Below are 19043 nucleotides of genomic sequence, written 5' to 3' on the forward strand. Positions count from 1 at the left end.
GTTTTTAACTGTAAATCTAACGAGATCACGGTTCAATATTCTAGACTCTATTGCACCTTAATCACTAACTGATATACACATGGCTTGATTAAAATGGATAAGCACTCATTACTGATTTTTACTTCGCTCTAGTTTTTGTTCAATGAACCCAAATTTACGCCGGCAGCTTCAACTCGCGAATTATATATTGCAGTACACGAGAGTGTATATTTTGTAGCCAGCTTGACTAAATCAGCCTTTATTGGGTTTCTTTAATGGCATGCTTTCTAGTTAATGCAATTTAACCCGCTTATGGCGCACCAACTTGTGGCAACAGGTCATCTTTTTTGAATCTAAATGGTGCAGATTAGTTCGAAAACGATATCTTAATAGATAAATGTAAATTTTATGCGCACTTTTGTGGTTCAATTTTTGTGTTTTTTATTATTGTTCATCAGTGCTTTGCACCGTAATGGTACATTTGGTTTGTACATATTGTTAACATGGGAATATTTCTTGCTTGTTAATGCAATGAATTTCATAGAATAATAAATTTGAGGGATGATATGGACAATATTAGTGATGCTATTGGCGTCATTGCACAGAGCGCTGACACATTATTTATCTTGCTTGGTGCAATTTTGGTGCTCGCAATGCATGCCGGCTTTGCATTTTTAGAGGTGGGTACAGTTAGACATAAAAACCAAGTCAATGCATTGGTTAAAATTTTAACTGATTTTGCCTTTTCCGCCATTGCGTACTTTGTAATTGGCTATCAAGTGGCATACGGTAGCCATTTTTTCGTTAGCGCCGACTCATTAGCGGCAAATAATGGATATGATTTAGTTAAATTTTTCTTCCTTCTAACGTTTGCCGCTGCGATACCTGCCATTGTGTCTGGTGGTATTGCTGAACGTGGCAGTTTTAAGCCTTTCTTATTTGCTTCTGCATTAATTGTTGCGTTTGTTTACCCTTTCTTTGAGGGCATGATTTGGAATGGCAACTATGGCTTTCAAGCATGGCTAAATACCACCTTTGGGGCAGAGTTTCATGATTTTGCAGGCTCGGTTGTGGTTCATGCCATGGGCGGCTGGCTAGCACTGGTGGCCGTGTATTTATTAGGCGCCCGTCAAGGCCGCAAACCTGGAGTGGCATTTGCGCCATCAAATATTCCTTTTTTAGCTTTAGGTTCATGGGTGTTAATTGTGGGCTGGTTCGGCTTTAACGTGATGTCGGCACAAACCATTGACGGTATTAGCGGTTTAGTTGCCGTAAACAGTTTAATGGCAATGGTTGGTGGCACAATAGTAGCCCTTGTTGTTGGTAGAAATGACCCAGGATTTATTCATAACGGGCCACTTGCAGGCTTAGTGGCTGTTTGTGCCGGCTCAGACTTAATGCATCCGGTAGGAGCATTTATTGTTGGTGGTGTAGCGGGGGGCTTGTTTGTTGTGGTGTTTACGCAGCTACAACGTAATGCCAAAATTGATGATGTACTTGGTGTTTGGCCGTTGCACGGTTTATGTGGTGTTTGGGGCGGCGTAGCTGCCGGTATTTTTGGGCAACAAGCTTTTGGTGGCTTGGGGGGCGTGAGCTTGATGTCACAAGTTGTCGGTACTGTTGCTGGGGTGGCGGTGGCTGTAGTTGGTGGCTTTATTGTTTACGGTATCGTTAACAAATTTGCCAGCTTACGCTTAAGTCAAGAAGACGAGTTTATTGGTGCCGACTTAGCTATTCATAAAATAGGTTCGACTAATAGCGGTAAATAGCACGTTTTACTTATAAACTAACGTTCGGCGTTATGTTTATTAGGTTCAATGAGTCCGCAATATTCATTAAGCCTCTGCGAGTTTATTAAAAAAATGCCAGTCGTTGAATTAACCGACTGGCATTGTTCTTTAAGCAGCCTTAATGCGTTATTACTTATCGCTAGGCTCTGTAGTTAAGTCAATATTGTAAATCGCAAAGTCAAATTTATCGGTTAAGTCAGTACGCTTAGTTAATTTTCGTAATTGATTTTCCATAATAAACCTATCAGCGGTGGCACTGTTATTGGTTTCAAAACGTATGTCTAACGGCGTTGTGCTATTAATGGTGACAAAGTCCCAGTTGTTATCGGCTCTGGGGTCTACTTGACCATTGGTGTTGGTCTCACTTGCGATATATTGCGTTAGCGCTTCGCGGTTACTGTCAGGTAATTCCATTACCACATATTTTTCACCGGTACCGGCAAATTTGCCGCCAAAGGCGCGGTAGTTGTTGGTTGCTACAATAAACTCTTGCATCGCAAATTGTTCACCGCTAATCACGTTTTCACCATCAGTGTAGGTTAAGCCCACAATACGGTTTGCGTCTTTATTAACGAGTTTACAGTCGTCATTAAATTTAACTGGTTGGGTTACATCGATTTTATAAGTTACACCATCAATTACATCAAAGTTATAAGTTCGATGGGTATCCCAGTTGATCAAGTATTGTGGTTCACTGCTATTGGCTGAAATTTGATTAAATTGATTGGCGCTACATTCTAACCAATCTTTTAGCTCTGCCCCGGTGATTTTTACTGCCACCATTGAGTTAGGGTAAAGGTAAAGATCTGCAGCATTTTTATAAGTTAAATTTCCTGCGTTAACTTGCACATAGCTTTCAGCATCTGAGGTTGTATTGTGGCGGCCACCTGCTTTAAAAGGTGAAGCCGCCGATAATACCGGTAACCCCTTTAAGTCTGCGGTTAAGTTGGCTTTAACCTTAGCAATTTGCGCGTCAGCCACAATTTGAACCGACGGATCGTCCTGAACCAAGGTTAAAAAACTGAACATGTTTGCAGAGGCTTTACCTAAAGGTTGATCAACAAAATCCAGTGTTGCTTGGTGCTCGTCTGCCACAGCTTGCCTAACAATACTGTCGGCTTTCACCAAAGGGCCATCTTTAAAAATAGGGGCTGACTTCGCGCCACTGTCTTTAACTACCCAGGTGCCATTTTGCATTTGCAAAGTGAGGTCAATGACTCCTAAATGATCACCCCAACGGCCAGGCATTACAGATGCAACGCCATTAATGGTGCCTTTTTCAATATCGGCATTGGCAAGATCTTTAAACGTTGCTGACGGGAATATTGAATGGCTATGGCCAAATGCTATCGCATCGATCCCATCGACCAGTGATAATGCGTAGGTTGCATCTTCATCAGTCACATTTACTGGATTTGTTGGTGTACCAACGCCAGAGTGTGGAATGGCAACAATAATATCTGCGCCTTCAGCTTTCATTTGCGGTACAAACTTTTCAGCGGATTCTACAATCCCCATAACGGTTACTTTACCTGACAGATTTTGCTTATCCCAAATGGTAATTTGTGGCGGTACAAAACCAATGTAACCAATATTAATGGTTTGTTCATTCCCGTTACTGTCGATAACCTTTTTCGCTTCAATTAGGTAAGGAGTGAATAAATTGTCACCTTCCGCCTTACCGTTCCAACAATCGGTTTTACATAACACGTTAGCGTTAATGTAAGGAAAATGTGCGCCAGCGAGTGATTCAGCTAAAAAGTCGAGTCCATAATTAAACTCATGGTTACCAATATTACCGACTGAATAACCGAGTTTATTCATTGCTTTATAAACAGGGTGAGTATCGCCGATTGACTTATTTTGCTTAAAGTTATTGGCAACGTAATCGCCCATTGGGCTACCTTGTAAAAGATCGCCGTTATCGACTAATACAACATTGGGAACTTCGGCACCATGCTGCCTAATTAAACTCGCGGTTCTGGTTAGGCCAATAGTGGGGTCATACTGACTACGGTAATAGTCATAATCCATAATATTACTGTGCAGGTCGGATGTTTCTAATATGCGTAGCTCAACATAAACATCAGTGCTTTTATCATTAGTGGCACATCCTGTGATCCCTAAAGCCGATGCGATAACGATGGCTAATGTTTTAGTTTTCAACATATCTAATCTCTTATATTTATTTAGCGCCTAACGTAAAAATGACTGTTAGCACGACTGCAGTTTTAATTGTAAGTTTGATACCAAGCTTTAAAGTAATTGTGCTAAAGGTTTGATTTTGGTGCTGCCTGTTATCGGGGTTGGGATTATACACACCTTTTGAGTCACTTTTGTTGTGGTGATTCAAATTTAATGTATCGGCATGGTTGTAGTTTATTTGTTGATAATCAATAGTTAGTGCAAAATTACAGCGATAAAATGCAGTTCAGCTGGATTATTAGACTATAGGCATCAAAATAATTGATAGGATAAAACACAACGATTAACCGGTTGTATAGAGCTAGGTTTATGATTTAACATGTAAATGTACAGATTTTTGAGCAAGTAATGCCCGTTCTTAGGCAACAATACCACTGCCGGTATAGTGTAAGGGTGTTGATACCTGTGTTTGCTGTTTCATGCTCGTAAAGTACTCAATTACATATGGGCAAGCGCAAGTTTTAGATAGTGACGCCAATCGGCCGCTCGGTATCGACTAACGTCATCGGGAAAATGGCAACTTCCAACTCAAAGAACTGCCTACATATGGTGTTAATTCATCGGTCAAACAAAGTAACGTTACCACCGCAGGTTCAGTGCATCGTTTAGGTAAATTTAATGGTAAAGCTGTAACTTATGACGGTAGAGGTAACATTACTCGAGGTACTTATCATAACCATACAACGACCGCTCGAACTTATGCTGGGTTAAACCGTTTGTGTTATGTGGTAAACGGAAGCACTTATCAGTAGGGTTATGATCCTTGAGGCTACTGAGTTTCTAAGCGAGTCGGTTCTTCAATTTATCGATATTTTAATACTTTCTAGCAGATACGGCTTTAGAATACACAACCATATTAACAAGCAATTAAGCCACGTTACTAAGCCATATCGTTTGATAGGGTTCTAGCCAATATACCGCTGTAATGTCATGAATGACTCCACCATCGAGTAGATCAAACCATATTTCAGTGGCGATTAAATTCAGCTCAGCTAAAGGCAGTTCTATTGGTTGATCGGTTATGTTACTGATACAAAAAATGCTTTGCTTACGATCACGGCTTTGACGCCAAAATCCAAATAACTGTAGCCCTAAATGTAAAGTAAATTGGGTCGCATTAGGGTTAAATGCCTTTTGATTGGTGCGTATTCGAATGAGCTTGGTTAATGCTGCCAATACTTTACTGTGAATATTACGGTCATCTGCCAATAGGGCGCTAAGCTTTTGATAGTCCCAACGGTGGCGGTTAATTGAACGGTTATGGGCCGTGTTTTCTAGCTTTTCATAATCATTTTCAGTACCAAGAAGGCTATGAATATAAATACCTGGTATACCTTCAAGCCCCAGCATAATGGCGTGCGCACAGGTAAATCTTGCTAAGCCTAAATTATCCTTGCCGTTAATGGTTCCCTGTAAAGCATCAATTAGTGCAATATTTATTTCGTAAGGTTTTTGTTTGCCATTTTCACAGGTTCGACTCGAGATCTTGCCGCCAAACAACTTCATGGTTTTAACTAGAGTGTCTAGCTCATTTTCTTCTAATATACCTTCAACAGGTCGCAAGCCCACACCGTCATGAGATGCGATAAAGTTAAAGTATGTGGTGCCATCTTGCGCCGGTGGCATGCTCATTTGCCAACGTTTTAAGTATAAACAGTTGCCGGTGATTAACGTATTAATCAGTAATGGAGGCAATGAAAAGTTGTAAATACAATGGGCTTCATTGGCATTACCAAAGTAGGTGAGGTTTTGGGTATTGGGAATGTTGGTTTCTGTAATGACCACCGCGTCGTGTCGTGCATGCTCGATAAGCGTTCGTAGCAAGCGAATTATTTCATGGGTTTGTGGCAGGTTAATGCATTTAGTACCAACGATTTTCCATAAAAAAGCTACGGCATCTAACCGAAATATACAGACTCCAGCATCTAGGTACTGACGAATTATCCGTACAAACTCTATCAACACTTGTGGGTTTGTGAAGTCAAAATCAACTTGGTCGTGACTAAAAGTACACCAAACATACTGGCTACCTTTACTTGTTTTTGTAGGCCTGAGTAACTCGGATGTTCTAGGGCGCAACACGGCTGATAGATCTGCATCTATGTTGGCAGTAAAAAAATAATCGTGGCCGACGCCTTCACCTTTAATAAAGTTTTGAAACCATACACTGCGACTTGAGCAATGATTAATGACTAAATCCGACATTAACCTGCGTTTGGCTGAAATCGTCTTAATATCTGACCAGTTACCCAAGCCATCATTGACGCTAGAGTAGTCTATAACGGCGAAGCCATCATCTGAACTGAATGGAAAAAACGGCAATATATGCACCGAATTGATGCACTCAAGATGGTTGTCCATAAACTCTGACAGGGTTGCTAGTGGCTTTTGGTTAGCGCAAATAATGCTGTCGCCATAAGTTATAACGACCACGTCTTGTTCAGACCAATGGTTACTATGTGGCGTTGGGGTACATCCGCGTTCATCAATCCCCATGGTATTGATTAACACATTAGCGAGTTCGTTACTGTTAATGGCAAGCTCAACATTTTTATAGATAACATTAAGCTGTTGCACGAGTTTATGCTGTAAACTTTCAATTTCTGTCATAAGCTTTTCTTCTAACCTTAGTCATTGATATTTTGCTAAAAAAACTTAACTGAATGACATCTATTTTCAGCAAAATATTAGACCAAAAATGATTTTTCCCTTACATAAACTCGGCATTATCGGCCTCAACCGCTGCTTTTAGTTGCTCCAATACATCTGGCATGGCGCTAATGACACGGCTCCATGTTGGTATAAAGGGGGTTTCCATTGGGTTATCTAAAAAGCGCTGGCCAGCAGTAACGATGTTTTGAGTAAACATCTCAACAGCCTTTTCTTCAGTATGAATATCAGTCGTTAAGCCATTCATCAGGGCATCGTTGTGATAAGTTTCAACATAATCGAGGGCAATTCGGTAATAGGTTGCTTTTAATGTACGAAAGGATTCAGTGCTAAACGTTTCCCCTTGGGTGGCCAGCTTTCTAAAAAATGCTTTGGTTATGTCAATCGACATTTTAGACAGGCCTTCATCGCTATTATCTAATGATAAATCTTGATGCTTATGATCGTAATTGTCTGCAATATCCACCTGGCAAATACGGTTGTGAGCATAGTTACGATGCATTTCACTGAGCACGCCGATCTCAAGTCCCCAATCGCTTGGAATACGCAAATCGTTTAGTACGTCCCGGCGAAAAGAAAACTCGCCTGCCAATGGGTAGCGAAAGCTGTCCATGTATTCTAGGTATTCGTTATGCCCTAAAACTCTTTGTAAGGCTTTAATCAGTGGTGTAACCAACAAGCGAGACACACGGCCATTGATCTTGCCGTCAGACATTCGAGCATAATAGCCTTTACTAAACTCGTAATTAAACTGTGGATTGGCCACCGGGTATAGCAGGCGTGCAAGTAAGGATTTATCGTAAGTGACAATATCGCAATCATGCAGTGCTACCGACTCTGTTTTACTCGATGCTAAGGAATAGCCCATGCAATACCAAACATTACGACCTTTACCTGGTTCTTTGGGAGCCAAGCCTAGTTCGCTGAGTTTGGCGTCTAATGCTTTTAATCTTGGACCATCGTTCCAGAGCACTCTATGGTGTTGAGGTAATTGATTAAAAAATCGTAACGCCTGTTGGTACTGCTCTGTGTTAGCTCGATCTAGGCCAATGACTATTTCATTGAGGTAGGGGACTTCTTTTAATTGATCAACTATATGCGGTAGAGCTTTGCCTTCAAGTTCAGAAAATAAAGAAGGTAAAATTAACCCTAAAGGGCGTGTTTTAGAAAACTTAATCAGATCTTGTTCCATTTCATCATGGGGACGTTGAGTTAAGTTATGTAGCGTAGTCACAATACCATTTTGATAAAAGTCAGCCATTTTATAACTCCTCAAGCGAAAATGTAGATGAATTTAATAACAACGCCTGCAAACATTCAGCCCAACCTTTAGGGCCAAATTGCTGACTTTGTATAATTTTATTTTTGGTTATGATGTTGGGAAAACTATGGATGGGTGATTTAATTTGAATGGCGATATCGGCAGCTTCTAACATGGCGCTGTCGTTATCGCTGTCACCAAGGGCGACTGTTTGCACGCTTGTTTGGTACTCGTGGGCAAAAACTTGTGCTAGCCAGTTCATTGCGCGTCCTTTATCGGTATGGCCGCAAATATGTAAAAATCGACCACCTTGAAGTGTGTTTGCGCCAAGGCTGTGCATATGTTCAATAAATGCTTTTTTTCGTTTTTCATCAGCAGTCCACAACACTGGTTCTGAGTAGTGCCTTTGTTGCGCTAATTTTGCTTGTTCAATTGATAAATCTGTTAGTTCACATAACTGCTTAACTGAAAGCATTGAAAAACCAATGAAGTCTGTTGCGTAGTCGCTAGTCTTTGTTTCAAGAAGCTGCAGCCATTGCTTACGTGGCTCGCAAAACTCTTTTACCCAATAATTACCTTGGTTGAATGTACCTATTGGCTGACTGCTGAAATACCCTATAGGTATGTAAACTGCGGCGCCATTTTCGGATATAAACGGCGAGTTAAACCCTATTTTTTGTTGTAAATATTCCATCTCAGCAAACGTTTTACTGGTATTAGCAATAATAGGGATTTGTTTTTTTACCAATGCCTCAATGACTTTATTTGCGCTCGAAAAACAGTAATCGTAATGATCAAGTAAAGTGCCATCCATGTCGGTAAATATTAGCGGTCGTGTCATCATTTTAAGCGCCTTCCTTACCCAACAGTAATTGTCTTCGAGATATATAATTCAGGTTACATGCCAGTTGTTCTCTAATTTCACTTATTGGTTTAAATATAGGCGTTAAGTACTGAAATAGTTGATTAAAATCGTAAGCGGCATGTTTAGATGATGATTGATGCTTGGTGGTGTAAAAATAATTTTGCGGTATTTAATGGCTCTACGCGCACCATCTTGGTGCAAAGCTGTTTGTTGATAGAGCTGTGTGATGTTTATCATGCGTAAGCATTTACGATGTAGTATAAAAAGGCTGCGAATTAGAGTCGACAGTAACGCTATGTTCAACTTAATAGTTCATATTAAACTGGCTAGACTTGCAGTTGAGAACAGCAGTTGAGAACAGCAGTTGAGAACACGATTTTAGCTGAATGAATCAAAATAGTGTTCAGTATAGTGTTGATATAAACTCCAGTGCTTCGACTATGGATAGGTTTGTATTTTTATATAATTGCTTGCTATGGCTTAGTCTTAAGTGTGGCTTTTGCAAGTCTACAGGCAAGTAACAATACCATTTACTTAGACAAATTAACGGCGTTAATGGCAATTTCCTCTGCCGCCATAATTGAGCATCTCATAGCGCAAATAAAAATCGTATTGTACTCATTGGCGGCCACAACTGCACAGTTGGCCTCTGGCGCTTGTATTGATATTGTAAGCGCCATTGTATTAGCCGAAGAGTGAGCTAAGGATGTGGGGTTAGATATATAATGACTTTTTAAACTTGGCGGTGGGAACGCTGTCGTAGGGTTGTTCAAAACTCTGCTCGATTAGCTCGAATTGAAATCGAGGGCGGCGACAAACAAGAGCATACTCAAATTATGCATCAACCTAAGCTGTAGTTAGCGCAGCCTATATCGAAACTCGCATATTGCTTGTTACAATGAAAAAAGTTGCAGTATTACTCAGGCTATTTAAGCCTTTAAAGGCATTAAGTAATACTGCAACTTGTAGGTAGCTTGAATAAACAACAATTAGAACCATTGATTACATTGGCCTATGTTGGCTATTGCTAAACTCGCAACAATACACGCTGTGTTTTTAAATATGTTTTGTACTTACACCTTTTATATTCCCGCTTTAGTGTAGAAAACCATTGTTTAGACGCAAAGTTATGAACTCTAGGTTTTTTCAAAGATAAATTCCGGATCGGCAATTGCCTGTGCGGGGGTTCTGCATAATTTAAAATCAGGATATAACTCGGTAGCTCTTAATGTTTCGTCAGTAAAACTGGCCAGCTTACCAATTACATAATTAACATAGTTAATACCCCAACGCTCTTGATCGGTTTCAGCCCCTTTTTTAGCGGAAATACCATTATTGTTCACCAGGCGTTGTTCTGTGATGAACTGTTCTGAAAAGTATTCATATTCAAATTGAGTATCTGGGTGGTACTGTTTTAATAACGCCAGCATTTCATTTTGGGTCAGTGCATTATAGTCCAATTGTACACAGCGATTTAAAGTCCGTTCATCAGTTACGGCTAACGCGGCAAGGCGACCAATGTCATTTATGTCGTGTACATAAATGGGAATGTCCATATTGCCTAATGTGGTGATCTTTCTGAAATAGCGCAAGTTGGGTAAGAAATAGTCAAAAATGCCACCCGTATAGATCATGGTCCAGCCGATCCCAGATCCTAAAATTTTCTTATGCAGGTCTTTTTTGTAGTCAAATAAAACCCCGTCGCCATATTCAAGGCCACGGGTATGACAGCCAAACTCAGTGGGCACAAAACGTTTAACACCGGCTGCAATTGCTGCCTCTAACCAGATAGGTTCTAACTCGGTAATAATAGCTTTAGCGCCCGGTACGCAGCTCACTAATGTATCAGCACCTTGTAAGGCTACAATCATGCTTGCTTTATTGCTCATATCGGTAATTTCAATAATTTGAGCACCATTGGCTTTAAATTCTGACAGTTTACCTGCACCTTCATTTTGTAAGCCGCGGGTAAGGACAATCACTTTATGCCCTAGGGCCAATAGGGCTTGCGTAAGGGGGTAGCCAACTTGCCCTGTAGCCCCAATCACGGCGACGGTTTGCTGCTTAGAAGTGGACATATTACTCTCTCTTTTTAATGAATATAAATTGCATTTGTACTAAATAACCAGGGTGAATATGATTAATTATTTACGGTCATGTCACAGCCAAATAACTCATAAAAGCTAAAGTTGCGATACAAAAAGTAATGGGGATTTGAGTGCTAAAATGGCTGTCTGGAGTGCAACCGGCAGCTGATGCTGCAACAATGACCGAGTCTGATATTGGCGAGCTTTGGTCGCCAAAAACGGCTCCTGATATACCGGCACCAATAACAATAGGTAAGGGCAAAGCCATCCCTTCAGCCATAGGCAGAGCGATTGGGATTAAAATACTGACCGTGGCACCTGAGCTACCTGTGGCAAATGAAATGATGATGGCAACGACAAATACAATGGCTGGAAATAGAGTTTGAGGTGCATGATCTACCATTAATGCTGCAACATAATTAGCGGTGCCGAGTTGGCCAATAACATGACTTAAGCTAAATGCTAAAGTTAGAATCATCACTGCGGGTAAAATTCGCAACATGCCTTGTAAAGTCCACTTTAACGTTGGTTTTAACGTTAACCCGTGCGATGTATAAATTAACACGCTACCAAAAACTGCAACGTAGCCGCTGTAGAATATTGCGCTGCTTATGTCACCATCAATAGGGTTACCGTTTCCTGTCACGGTTGCGATTAATATCATGCTCAGTAGCAACAAGTAGAGCGGTGCCATAACAACCCATAATGAATAAGGGGAACGGGAGTCAACATCGATAGCACTATTGCTACATTTGTTGTTACTGGTTGAAGCGGTCGTTTTATTAAAATCGAAAGGAGTAACTGCAACTAGCAGCACGGTGATTAGAATGAATAAGGTATAAAACTGATACGGCACAGAAGCAAAAACCAGTTGAGCTGCTTTTCCTGAGATCAGCCCTTGATCAACTTGTACCTGGATCAACGCAGTTAAAAAAATGCCTGCACTACTAAAAGGTAATAACCAGGCTAACGGGGCTCCAGTGCCATTGGCAACAAACGCCAGCTTTTGTTTAGACACGTGATAGCGCTTAAACAAGGGCCGACCAAAAACGCCGACCATCATCATGGATCCAATACCTTCAAGGCACATTAAAAAACCAGCTGCAAAAGTAATTAACTGCGCCTGAACCCGATTTTTAACCCAATTATTGTTAGTGATTAGTTGTAGTGCGTTGTTAATTGCACCGCTATTTTGCAAGAGCTGAATAATGGCGCCGACCATTAAAATAAATATTAAACTATTAAGGGCACTGGAGGTTTGGAGTGTTTGAGATATCGCATTTAAACTGCCCATTAAACCGACGGGAATTGTCGGCGCGATCAGTATGGAACCTAATACTATGCCAGACAAAATAGCTAAATAAGCTTTACGGGTTGTGATGGCCAATACAATCGCTAAAAGTGGTGGTAACAAAGATATCCAAGTGTTCATAACAACCTCAAAATACAGAATGTATATTTTAACGTTGCAGGTATTTGTTACATGGTGCACTCGAGTCTATAAATGGTAAATATCGAACCTGATCACGCGTGCCAATGATTTGGTTTGTCCGTAACAATTAAATCATGCATTGATATATGTATTTATTTGCAAAGGGTTAAACAAGGCGATTATTACAATGTTAATCGCGCCGTTAACCACTAAATTGAGATAAATAATGAACAGAGTCTTATGTCGCTATCAAGAAATGTATTCAGAGAATATGTTGTCATCGTAAATTAGGTGACAGCGTGGTACGCAAATGCATGTGGTATGTTTTTACAAAATACTCATTAACATGGGAGACAGTTTCAGTTTCAGTTTCAGCTTCAGTTTCAGTTTAACTTTTAGCTGTTTTAAAGCGTTTTCTATTGAGTAACATGACCCCCCAAAGCTTAATAAACCGCATTACACATCTACTTCTTGATTGCGCGGTACTGACTGGCAGTATTGTATCGAGGTAGGCTAAAATTTCAGTGCGTTTAAACATGATTGCCCAAGCTCGAACATCCATATTGGTTTTATTGACCAATGTGACGTCTGCTCCATAACTTAATAGCATTGCTAGAGTGTTTACATCCCCTTTATACGCTACGGCCATTAGCACAGTATTGCCAGCATAATCGCATGAGTTTACATCGGCGCCACACTTTAATAGCGCTTCACAAAAATCATGCTGACCGTTATATGCCGCCAGCATTAATGCACAATAACCGCGATTATTAACGGCATTAAAATCGAAGTCAGGGGTGTCGGTAATGATATTGGCCAAGCCTCTAAAATCACCAGCTCTAGCAAAATCGTAAATATCAGGCTCGCTACGGTAGGTTTTCTGGTAGGTCGTCCAGTTTTTCATATACGCCTTAATTTAATGATTGTGCAGCTCAATAACAACAGAGCTGCACAGGTGTATTTAGACTTTATTTAACAATATCATTGATGTTGAGCCCTAATGCGGCAGCAACACCTTCGCCATAAGCTTGTGAGGCTTTAGTGCAATTTAAAATATGTCGATGTTGAACCGTTAACGAGGCTCCACCAACACTTCTTGCCGTGTTTTCAAACAAGGCCTGTTGTTGAGCTGGTGTCATTAAATTAAATAATTTGCCGGGTTGGCTGTAATAGTCACTATCATCTTCGCGAAAATCCCAATTATAAGCATCACCACTGAGTTGTAATGGTGGCTCTGCAGCTTGAGGTTGGTCTTGCCATAACCCTAAGCTGTTAGGCTCATACCCTTTAGTGCTGCCATAATTGCCGTCAACGCGCATTGCACCATCACGATGATACGAATTAACCGGGCATTTAGGTTGATTAACGGGAATATGTACGTGATTTACCCCGAGGCGGTAACGCTGTGCATCACCATATGAAAATAGGCGACCTTGCAACATTTTGTCTGGTGAAAACCCTATGCCAGGTACAATGCTGGCCGGGTTAAATGCAGCTTGTTCAACCTCGGCAAAGTAATTGTCGGGGTTACGGTTTAGCTCCAGTACACCAACATCAATTAACGGGTAGTCGGCGTGGGGCCACACTTTGGTTAAATCAAATGGATGTACACTAGAAGTTGTAGCTTCTTTTTCTGGCATGATTTGTACTTGTAAATTCCAGCGTGGAAATGCTTTATTCTCAATTGCTTCATATAAATCTTGCTGGTGGCTTTCACGGTTTTTACCTACTATCGCTTCAGCTTCTTCATCCGTTAAGTTTTCAATTCCTTGCTGGGTTCTTAAGTGGAATTTAACCCAAAAACGTTCGTTATCGGCATTAATAAAGCTAAAGGTATGGCTACCAAACCCGTGCATATGGCGGTAAGAGCGCGGGATCCCACGGTCGCTCATCACAACCGTTACTTGGTGCAAGGCTTCTGGTAATAATGTCCAAAAATCCCAATTAGTATTGGCGTTACGCAAGTTTGTTCTCGGATCACGCTTAACCGCATGATTTAAATCAGGGAACTTGAGTGGATCACGCAAAAAGAATACCGGAGTATTATTGCCAACTAAATCCCAGTTACCTTCATCAGTGTAGAATTTAATGGCAAAACCACGGATATCGCGCTCAGCATCTGCTGCGCCGCGTTCACCAGCTACAGTTGAGAAGCGTACAAATAAATCGGTTTGTTTGCCAACAGTAGAGAAAATACTGGCTTTGGTATAGTTGGATATATCATGGGTAACGGTAAATGTACCGTACGCACCAGAGCCTTTTGCATGCATGCGCCTTTCAGGAATAACCTCACGATCAAAATGAGCTAACTTTTCAAGAAACCAGGCATCTTGTAACAACATTGGCCCACGAGGACCTGCCGTTTGCACATTTTGGTTGTCGGCAACCGGACAACCGTTGGTAGTGGTTAATTTTTCTTTGTAAGTCATTTTCATCTCCAGAGCTGATAATTTTGCAATGTAAATTCAAACGGATTAATCATCGATATCATTGACGATAGGGACAATTAACTGACAGAATGCCTCTCAAGAAAGGCTAATTAATAATAGCTCCCTAGAAAGGTAACTAGCAACAAATACAAGGTGTTTTTATGTCACAAAGTGTAATGAAGTTTGATGACTTTTTAAAACAAGCTAAAAACAACTGGTCAGAGTCTTACTATGACGGAACGTCACTGGTATTTCCTCGAATTGACAGAGTATCGGCCCGTACAACTGATCAAATTACGAAGATAATGAAAGATAGAGAATTACAGTACAGTGATTTTCATCTACTTGCCTCACTCAGACGCAGTAATCACCAGCCACCTTTTGAGTTAATGCCGTCCGAGTTGTGCAATTATATGTTGTTTAGTTGGGGTGGATTGACAAAAAATATGAAACGGCTTCAACAGAAGGGCATTATTACACGGGTTAATTGCGTTAAAGACAAACGTGTACGCTCTATTAGGTTGACTGAGCAAGGGGTAGAGCTAATTGAGGACGTTTATGCAGAGTTCAAAAAATCTAATAAAGCATTTCTTAAAGGTTTTAGTGCAAAAGAAGTACAGTCACTAAATCGGTTGTTAGACAAGATTATAAATAACATAGAAAAGGGCTAAACTGAGAGTGTAGTTTTCAGCTTTATCTCACACCATTAATGTCAAAGATTAAGTATATTTATGTGGTTATTTTGTTATTAATATTCATAGAGGTGTAAATGTTTAGTCACGTAATGATTGGTGCGGATGATGTACAAGAGTCAAAACGGTTTTATGACGCTATTCTCGGGGCTATGGGTTATGACGCAGGTGTAATTGATGACAAAGGCCGTTGCTTTTATTTTACCAACACCGGTGTATTTGCCATATCTAAACCCATAAATGGTGAGTCAGCTTGTCATGGTAATGGCTCTACAATTGGCTTTTCCGCTGACACCCCTGCAACAGTTGATGCTTGGCATTTAGCAGGCACAAAAAATGGTGGCGTAACGTGCGAAAACCCGCCGGGTGTTAGAGAATTGCCGCTGGGTAATTTATATGCAGCGTATTTACGTGATCCAGCAGGCAACAAAATTTGTGCTATTCATCGCTATGATTAATATTAATCATAAGTGATAGCGTCGATTCAAGTGGGTTCATACTAGGTCGTTGAGCCCGCTATACCTGCCAAAATCACTTATAACTTCTCGCTGGCTTCAGTACTATTGATTAAAACCTGTTCTATTTGGGTTCTTAGCCATTGGTTAAATGGTGAGTTAGCCTGACTTTTAGGAAATAACAATGAATGATTTGGTAGTGTTCTAGTCAGCTCTACCGGAGGTTCAAGTAACACAAGCTTATCTGCATATTTGTCTAAACTAATTTTTGCAGAATAAAAAGTTGAATTACTATCCAAGAGCAGCTCAACCATCGCCGGTAAATAATTACATCTAGCAGCAACTTGGTATGTTAATCCATGCTCTATACAGATTTTCTCAATAAAATTTGGACATGGCGTAGCGTGATGAACATCTGAAAGTAACATTGGATATTGGCATATATCTTTGAAATTGTAATTTTTGTGAGACGCCAACGGATGATGTTTTCTGCACGCAATGACTCTTAAGGCCGGGATAATACTCTGCGTTTCTATTAAATAATTATCGTCAATAACATTAACATGAATCGCAACGTCGATTTCCCCGCGAACGAGTTGCATTGGGCTATCGGTGCTCCAAATATTAAATGTCAAGGTGATGTTAGGGCATTGCTTAGTGATTATTTTATATAAAATAGGGATTAAACCAAGCGCGAGTGGTTCTATAATCGCTATCGTGACGCTTCCTTGATAGTCACCTGGTGAAAAATGTTCAGTCGTATTATATAAGTTTTCTAGTTCACAGAGTAAATCTGGTATTTTTTGGTATATATTTGTCACGCGACTATTTGCAATTAGCCCGTCTCCACCTTTTATAAATAATGGGTCATTAAAAAGTTCTCTTAGTTTTTTCAGTTCATAACTCACGTTAGACTGTGACATATTCAAGCGTTTAGCCGCTTTTAGAGTAGAGCCTTCCTCATATAATGTTTTTATTAAAATCAGTGAGTTAACGCTCAAGTTATTAAATTTATTCATATGTTTATCACATAATTTCTTAACATATTGCTCTATGCTTGAGCATATTTCTGTTGTGTAACTCTCATTCCCAGACTTTATCGCACATTTCGTGATTAATACGCATATTGAGCCTGTATATTAGCTAATCAAGATGTTTGGTATAGCTAGTGTAAAAATTGACTTTAGCAGCCTAAATAACCTAAGTATTCAAATAATTGAAACTCAAAAAATTGAATATTATTAAATAATGATATTCGTCACATTTTTTTAACTTAGCTCAGCCGATATTGCATACATATTAAACAGATAATCGTGGTTTTGGTTGTTAATTTGTTTGTAATTAAACATATATAATGAGGTTGATATGAAAAATGTATATTGGCAGCAGTTATTGTAAGTAGTTTATATAATTTAAACGTAAATGCAGCAGGTTATCCACCAGCTCCAGGGGTAGGAGAGTTAGGTGCCGTTATTGTTAACCCTTACGATAACGCACCTTTAACGGCTGTTATTTTGCATGATGGTTATGACCTTAAAGATGTAAAGGTTACGGTACTGGGTAAAGGTAAAAATGGGGTCGATATATCTTACAAAGTAGGTAATCAATCAATTTTAACCCATAATGGTATTCCTGTATGGGGAATGTATCCTGAGTATAAAAATAAAGTAATTGTGGAATTCACAAAAGAGGGTAAAAAGTATAAAGAAAGCTACGATATTCTAACAGGCGCACTGACTAATCATTATATTGATAATCGGACATTGACCGCTATGCAGCCCGTTGATGTTAAAAAAGTAAGTAAAGGCTTTGAAGATAGATTGTATTTAGTCAATTCATCCACTGCGACGTTTAAAGGCTCAGATATACATTGGTCGGGTCAAAAACCACAAAATTCACATCCGCTTGACCCTTCACCTGCCACCGGTTCTGCTACTTTCGAAGCTGCTCCAATGACCTATATGATCGATACTCAAGGAGAATACCGTTGGTGGCTAAACCAAGATACAACTTATAATGGCTATGATCGCAATATGGATACCCGCGGTTATTTAATGGGATTAAGCCAAACTAAAGATGGAACCTACGTATTTGTTCAGGGACAAAGCTGGGGTGAGATTGACATGATGGGTCGAGTTATCACTTTCAAACGGTTACCTGGTGGATATGTGGACGGCTCCCACGAAGCACGTTATACCGCTAATGATACTATTCTTATCCGCGCTGGTAAGGCTAATTATCGTCGTGAAGATGGGCAATATGTCCATACTGTGCGCGATCAAGTTATTGAAATTGATCGTTTAGGCAACCTAATCGATGTTTGGGATTTGAACAAAATCATTGATCCTTTACGTGATGATCTACTCGGCGCTTTAGATTCTGGTGCGGTTTGTTTGAATGTGGATTTAGATCATGTCGGAGAGCAGGCGAAATTAGAACCTGATACTCCATTTGGAGATGCGTTAGGCGTCGGTCCTGGCCGTAACTGGGCCCATATCAACTCGGCCGATTATGATCCTTCAGATGATTCCATCATTATTTCAGCCCGCCACCAAGGGGTAATGAAAATTGGTAGAGATAAAAAAATTAAGTGGATCCAAGCACCTAATGTAGGTTGGGGGGATTTATCCGATAAAGTACTAACCCCAGTCGATAGCAAAGGTAATAAATTAAATTGTAAAGGCAGTAAATGTACAGGCACTGATTTTGACTGGACTTACACTCAACATACTGCGTGGTTATCGAGTAAAGGAACTTTAACCGTCTTTGATAATGGTGATGGTCGAAACTTAGAGCAACCTGCATTACCAACAATGAAATATTCACGTTTTGTAGAATATAAAATTGATGAAGATAAGGGAACGATTGAGCAGAGCTGGGAGTACGGTAAAAATCAAGGTTATGATTGGTACAGTCCGGTTACATCTATCACAGAATACCGTGCAGATAAAAACACTATGTTTAGTTTCTCTGGTTCAATTAATTTATTCAAACCTGGACCAACTCCAACATTGGGTAAGATTACTGAAGTAGATTATGATAATAAGAAATTATTAGTTGAGATTGATGTGTTAACCGACAAACCACATAAGCCACATTATCGCGCGTTAATTGTGAAGCCTAATAGTTTGTTTGTTAAATAAAGAATAGTTGTTTTAAGTAGCTTAAATAATTAACT

General features: G+C 40.1%; 14 protein-coding genes. 5 read left to right on the forward strand and 9 right to left on the reverse strand.

The features are described 5' to 3' along the window. Window positions 1-545 precede the first annotated feature (545 nt). The gene (locus RGE70_RS08965; protein ID WP_310471118.1) at window positions 546-1748 is read left to right on the forward strand and encodes an ammonium transporter; all 1203 of its coding nucleotides are present in this window, start codon (window positions 546-548) and stop codon (window positions 1746-1748) included. 150 nt (window positions 1749-1898) lie between these two features. Here RGE70_RS08965 and RGE70_RS08970 read toward each other — a convergent pair whose 3' ends face one another. The 4 genes from RGE70_RS08970 to RGE70_RS08985 all read right to left on the reverse strand — a co-directional run bounded on the left by RGE70_RS08970 (window position 1899) and on the right by RGE70_RS08985 (window position 8749). Beyond that, window positions 1899-3938 (reverse strand): bifunctional 2',3'-cyclic-nucleotide 2'-phosphodiesterase/3'-nucleotidase, encoded by a 2040-nt coding sequence (locus RGE70_RS08970; RefSeq protein ID WP_310471119.1) that lies wholly within the window; start codon window positions 3936-3938, stop codon window positions 1899-1901. 903 nt (window positions 3939-4841) lie between these two features. Continuing rightward, window positions 4842-6584, reverse strand: coding sequence for a sugar phosphorylase (locus RGE70_RS08975; protein ID WP_310471120.1), 1743 nt, complete (start codon window positions 6582-6584; stop codon window positions 4842-4844). A 100-nt stretch (window positions 6585-6684) separates the two neighbouring features. After that, entirely contained in the window at window positions 6685-7905 is a 1221-nt protein-coding gene (locus RGE70_RS08980; protein WP_310471121.1) for a glycosyltransferase family protein, read from the reverse strand. Window position 7906: 1 nt separating this feature from the next. Further along, the gene (locus tag RGE70_RS08985) at window positions 7907-8749 is read right to left on the reverse strand and encodes an HAD-IIB family hydrolase (RefSeq protein WP_310471122.1); all 843 of its coding nucleotides are present in this window, start codon (window positions 8747-8749) and stop codon (window positions 7907-7909) included. Window positions 8750-9220: 471 nt separating this feature from the next. Between RGE70_RS08985 and RGE70_RS08990 the strand changes: the two genes are divergently transcribed. Further along, window positions 9221-9469, forward strand: coding sequence for a hypothetical protein (locus tag RGE70_RS08990; RefSeq protein WP_310471123.1), 249 nt, complete (start codon window positions 9221-9223; stop codon window positions 9467-9469). Between the two features lie 437 nt (window positions 9470-9906). Here the strand turns inward: RGE70_RS08990 and RGE70_RS08995 are convergent, their stop codons facing one another. The 4 genes from RGE70_RS08995 to RGE70_RS09010 form a co-directional block, all read right to left on the reverse strand. Further along, window positions 9907-10848: an aromatic alcohol reductase gene (locus RGE70_RS08995; RefSeq protein WP_310471124.1), complete on the reverse strand. Its 942-nt coding sequence runs from the start codon at window positions 10846-10848 to the stop codon at window positions 9907-9909. A gap of 76 nt (window positions 10849-10924) precedes the next feature. After that, on the reverse strand, window positions 10925-12289 hold the full coding sequence (locus RGE70_RS09000; protein WP_310471125.1) for a Na+/H+ antiporter NhaC family protein: 1365 nt from the start codon (window positions 12287-12289) through the stop codon (window positions 10925-10927). Window positions 12290-12677: 388 nt separating this feature from the next. Further along, window positions 12678-13193: an ankyrin repeat domain-containing protein gene (locus RGE70_RS09005; protein ID WP_310471126.1), complete on the reverse strand. Its 516-nt coding sequence runs from the start codon at window positions 13191-13193 to the stop codon at window positions 12678-12680. A 64-nt stretch (window positions 13194-13257) separates the two neighbouring features. Next, window positions 13258-14718: a catalase gene (locus RGE70_RS09010; protein WP_310471127.1), complete on the reverse strand. Its 1461-nt coding sequence runs from the start codon at window positions 14716-14718 to the stop codon at window positions 13258-13260. 161 nt (window positions 14719-14879) lie between these two features. Between RGE70_RS09010 and RGE70_RS09015 the strand changes: the two genes are divergently transcribed. Both RGE70_RS09015 and RGE70_RS09020 read left to right on the forward strand, forming a co-directional pair. Then, the gene (locus tag RGE70_RS09015) at window positions 14880-15389 is read left to right on the forward strand and encodes a MarR family winged helix-turn-helix transcriptional regulator (protein ID WP_310471128.1); all 510 of its coding nucleotides are present in this window, start codon (window positions 14880-14882) and stop codon (window positions 15387-15389) included. 98 nt (window positions 15390-15487) lie between these two features. After that, a complete protein-coding gene (locus RGE70_RS09020) occupies window positions 15488-15868 on the forward strand; it encodes a VOC family protein (protein ID WP_310471129.1) in 381 nt (126 codons plus the stop codon). A gap of 77 nt (window positions 15869-15945) precedes the next feature. On the opposite strand, the gene RGE70_RS09025 is transcribed toward RGE70_RS09020, so the two are convergent. Continuing rightward, window positions 15946-16884 carry a LysR family transcriptional regulator gene (locus tag RGE70_RS09025; protein WP_310471130.1) on the reverse strand — a complete coding sequence of 313 codons (939 nt, stop codon included), beginning with the start codon at window positions 16882-16884 and terminating at the stop codon, window positions 15946-15948. A gap of 360 nt (window positions 16885-17244) precedes the next feature. On the opposite strand from RGE70_RS09025, the gene RGE70_RS09030 reads away from it, so the two are divergent. Continuing rightward, a complete protein-coding gene (locus tag RGE70_RS09030) occupies window positions 17245-19008 on the forward strand; it encodes an aryl-sulfate sulfotransferase (protein WP_310471131.1) in 1764 nt (587 codons plus the stop codon). The last annotated feature ends 35 nt before the right edge of the window (window positions 19009-19043 follow it).

This window comes from Shewanella youngdeokensis (assembly GCF_033180165.1).
In the GTDB taxonomy this organism is placed as follows: Bacteria; Pseudomonadota; Gammaproteobacteria; order Enterobacterales; family Shewanellaceae; genus Shewanella; species Shewanella youngdeokensis.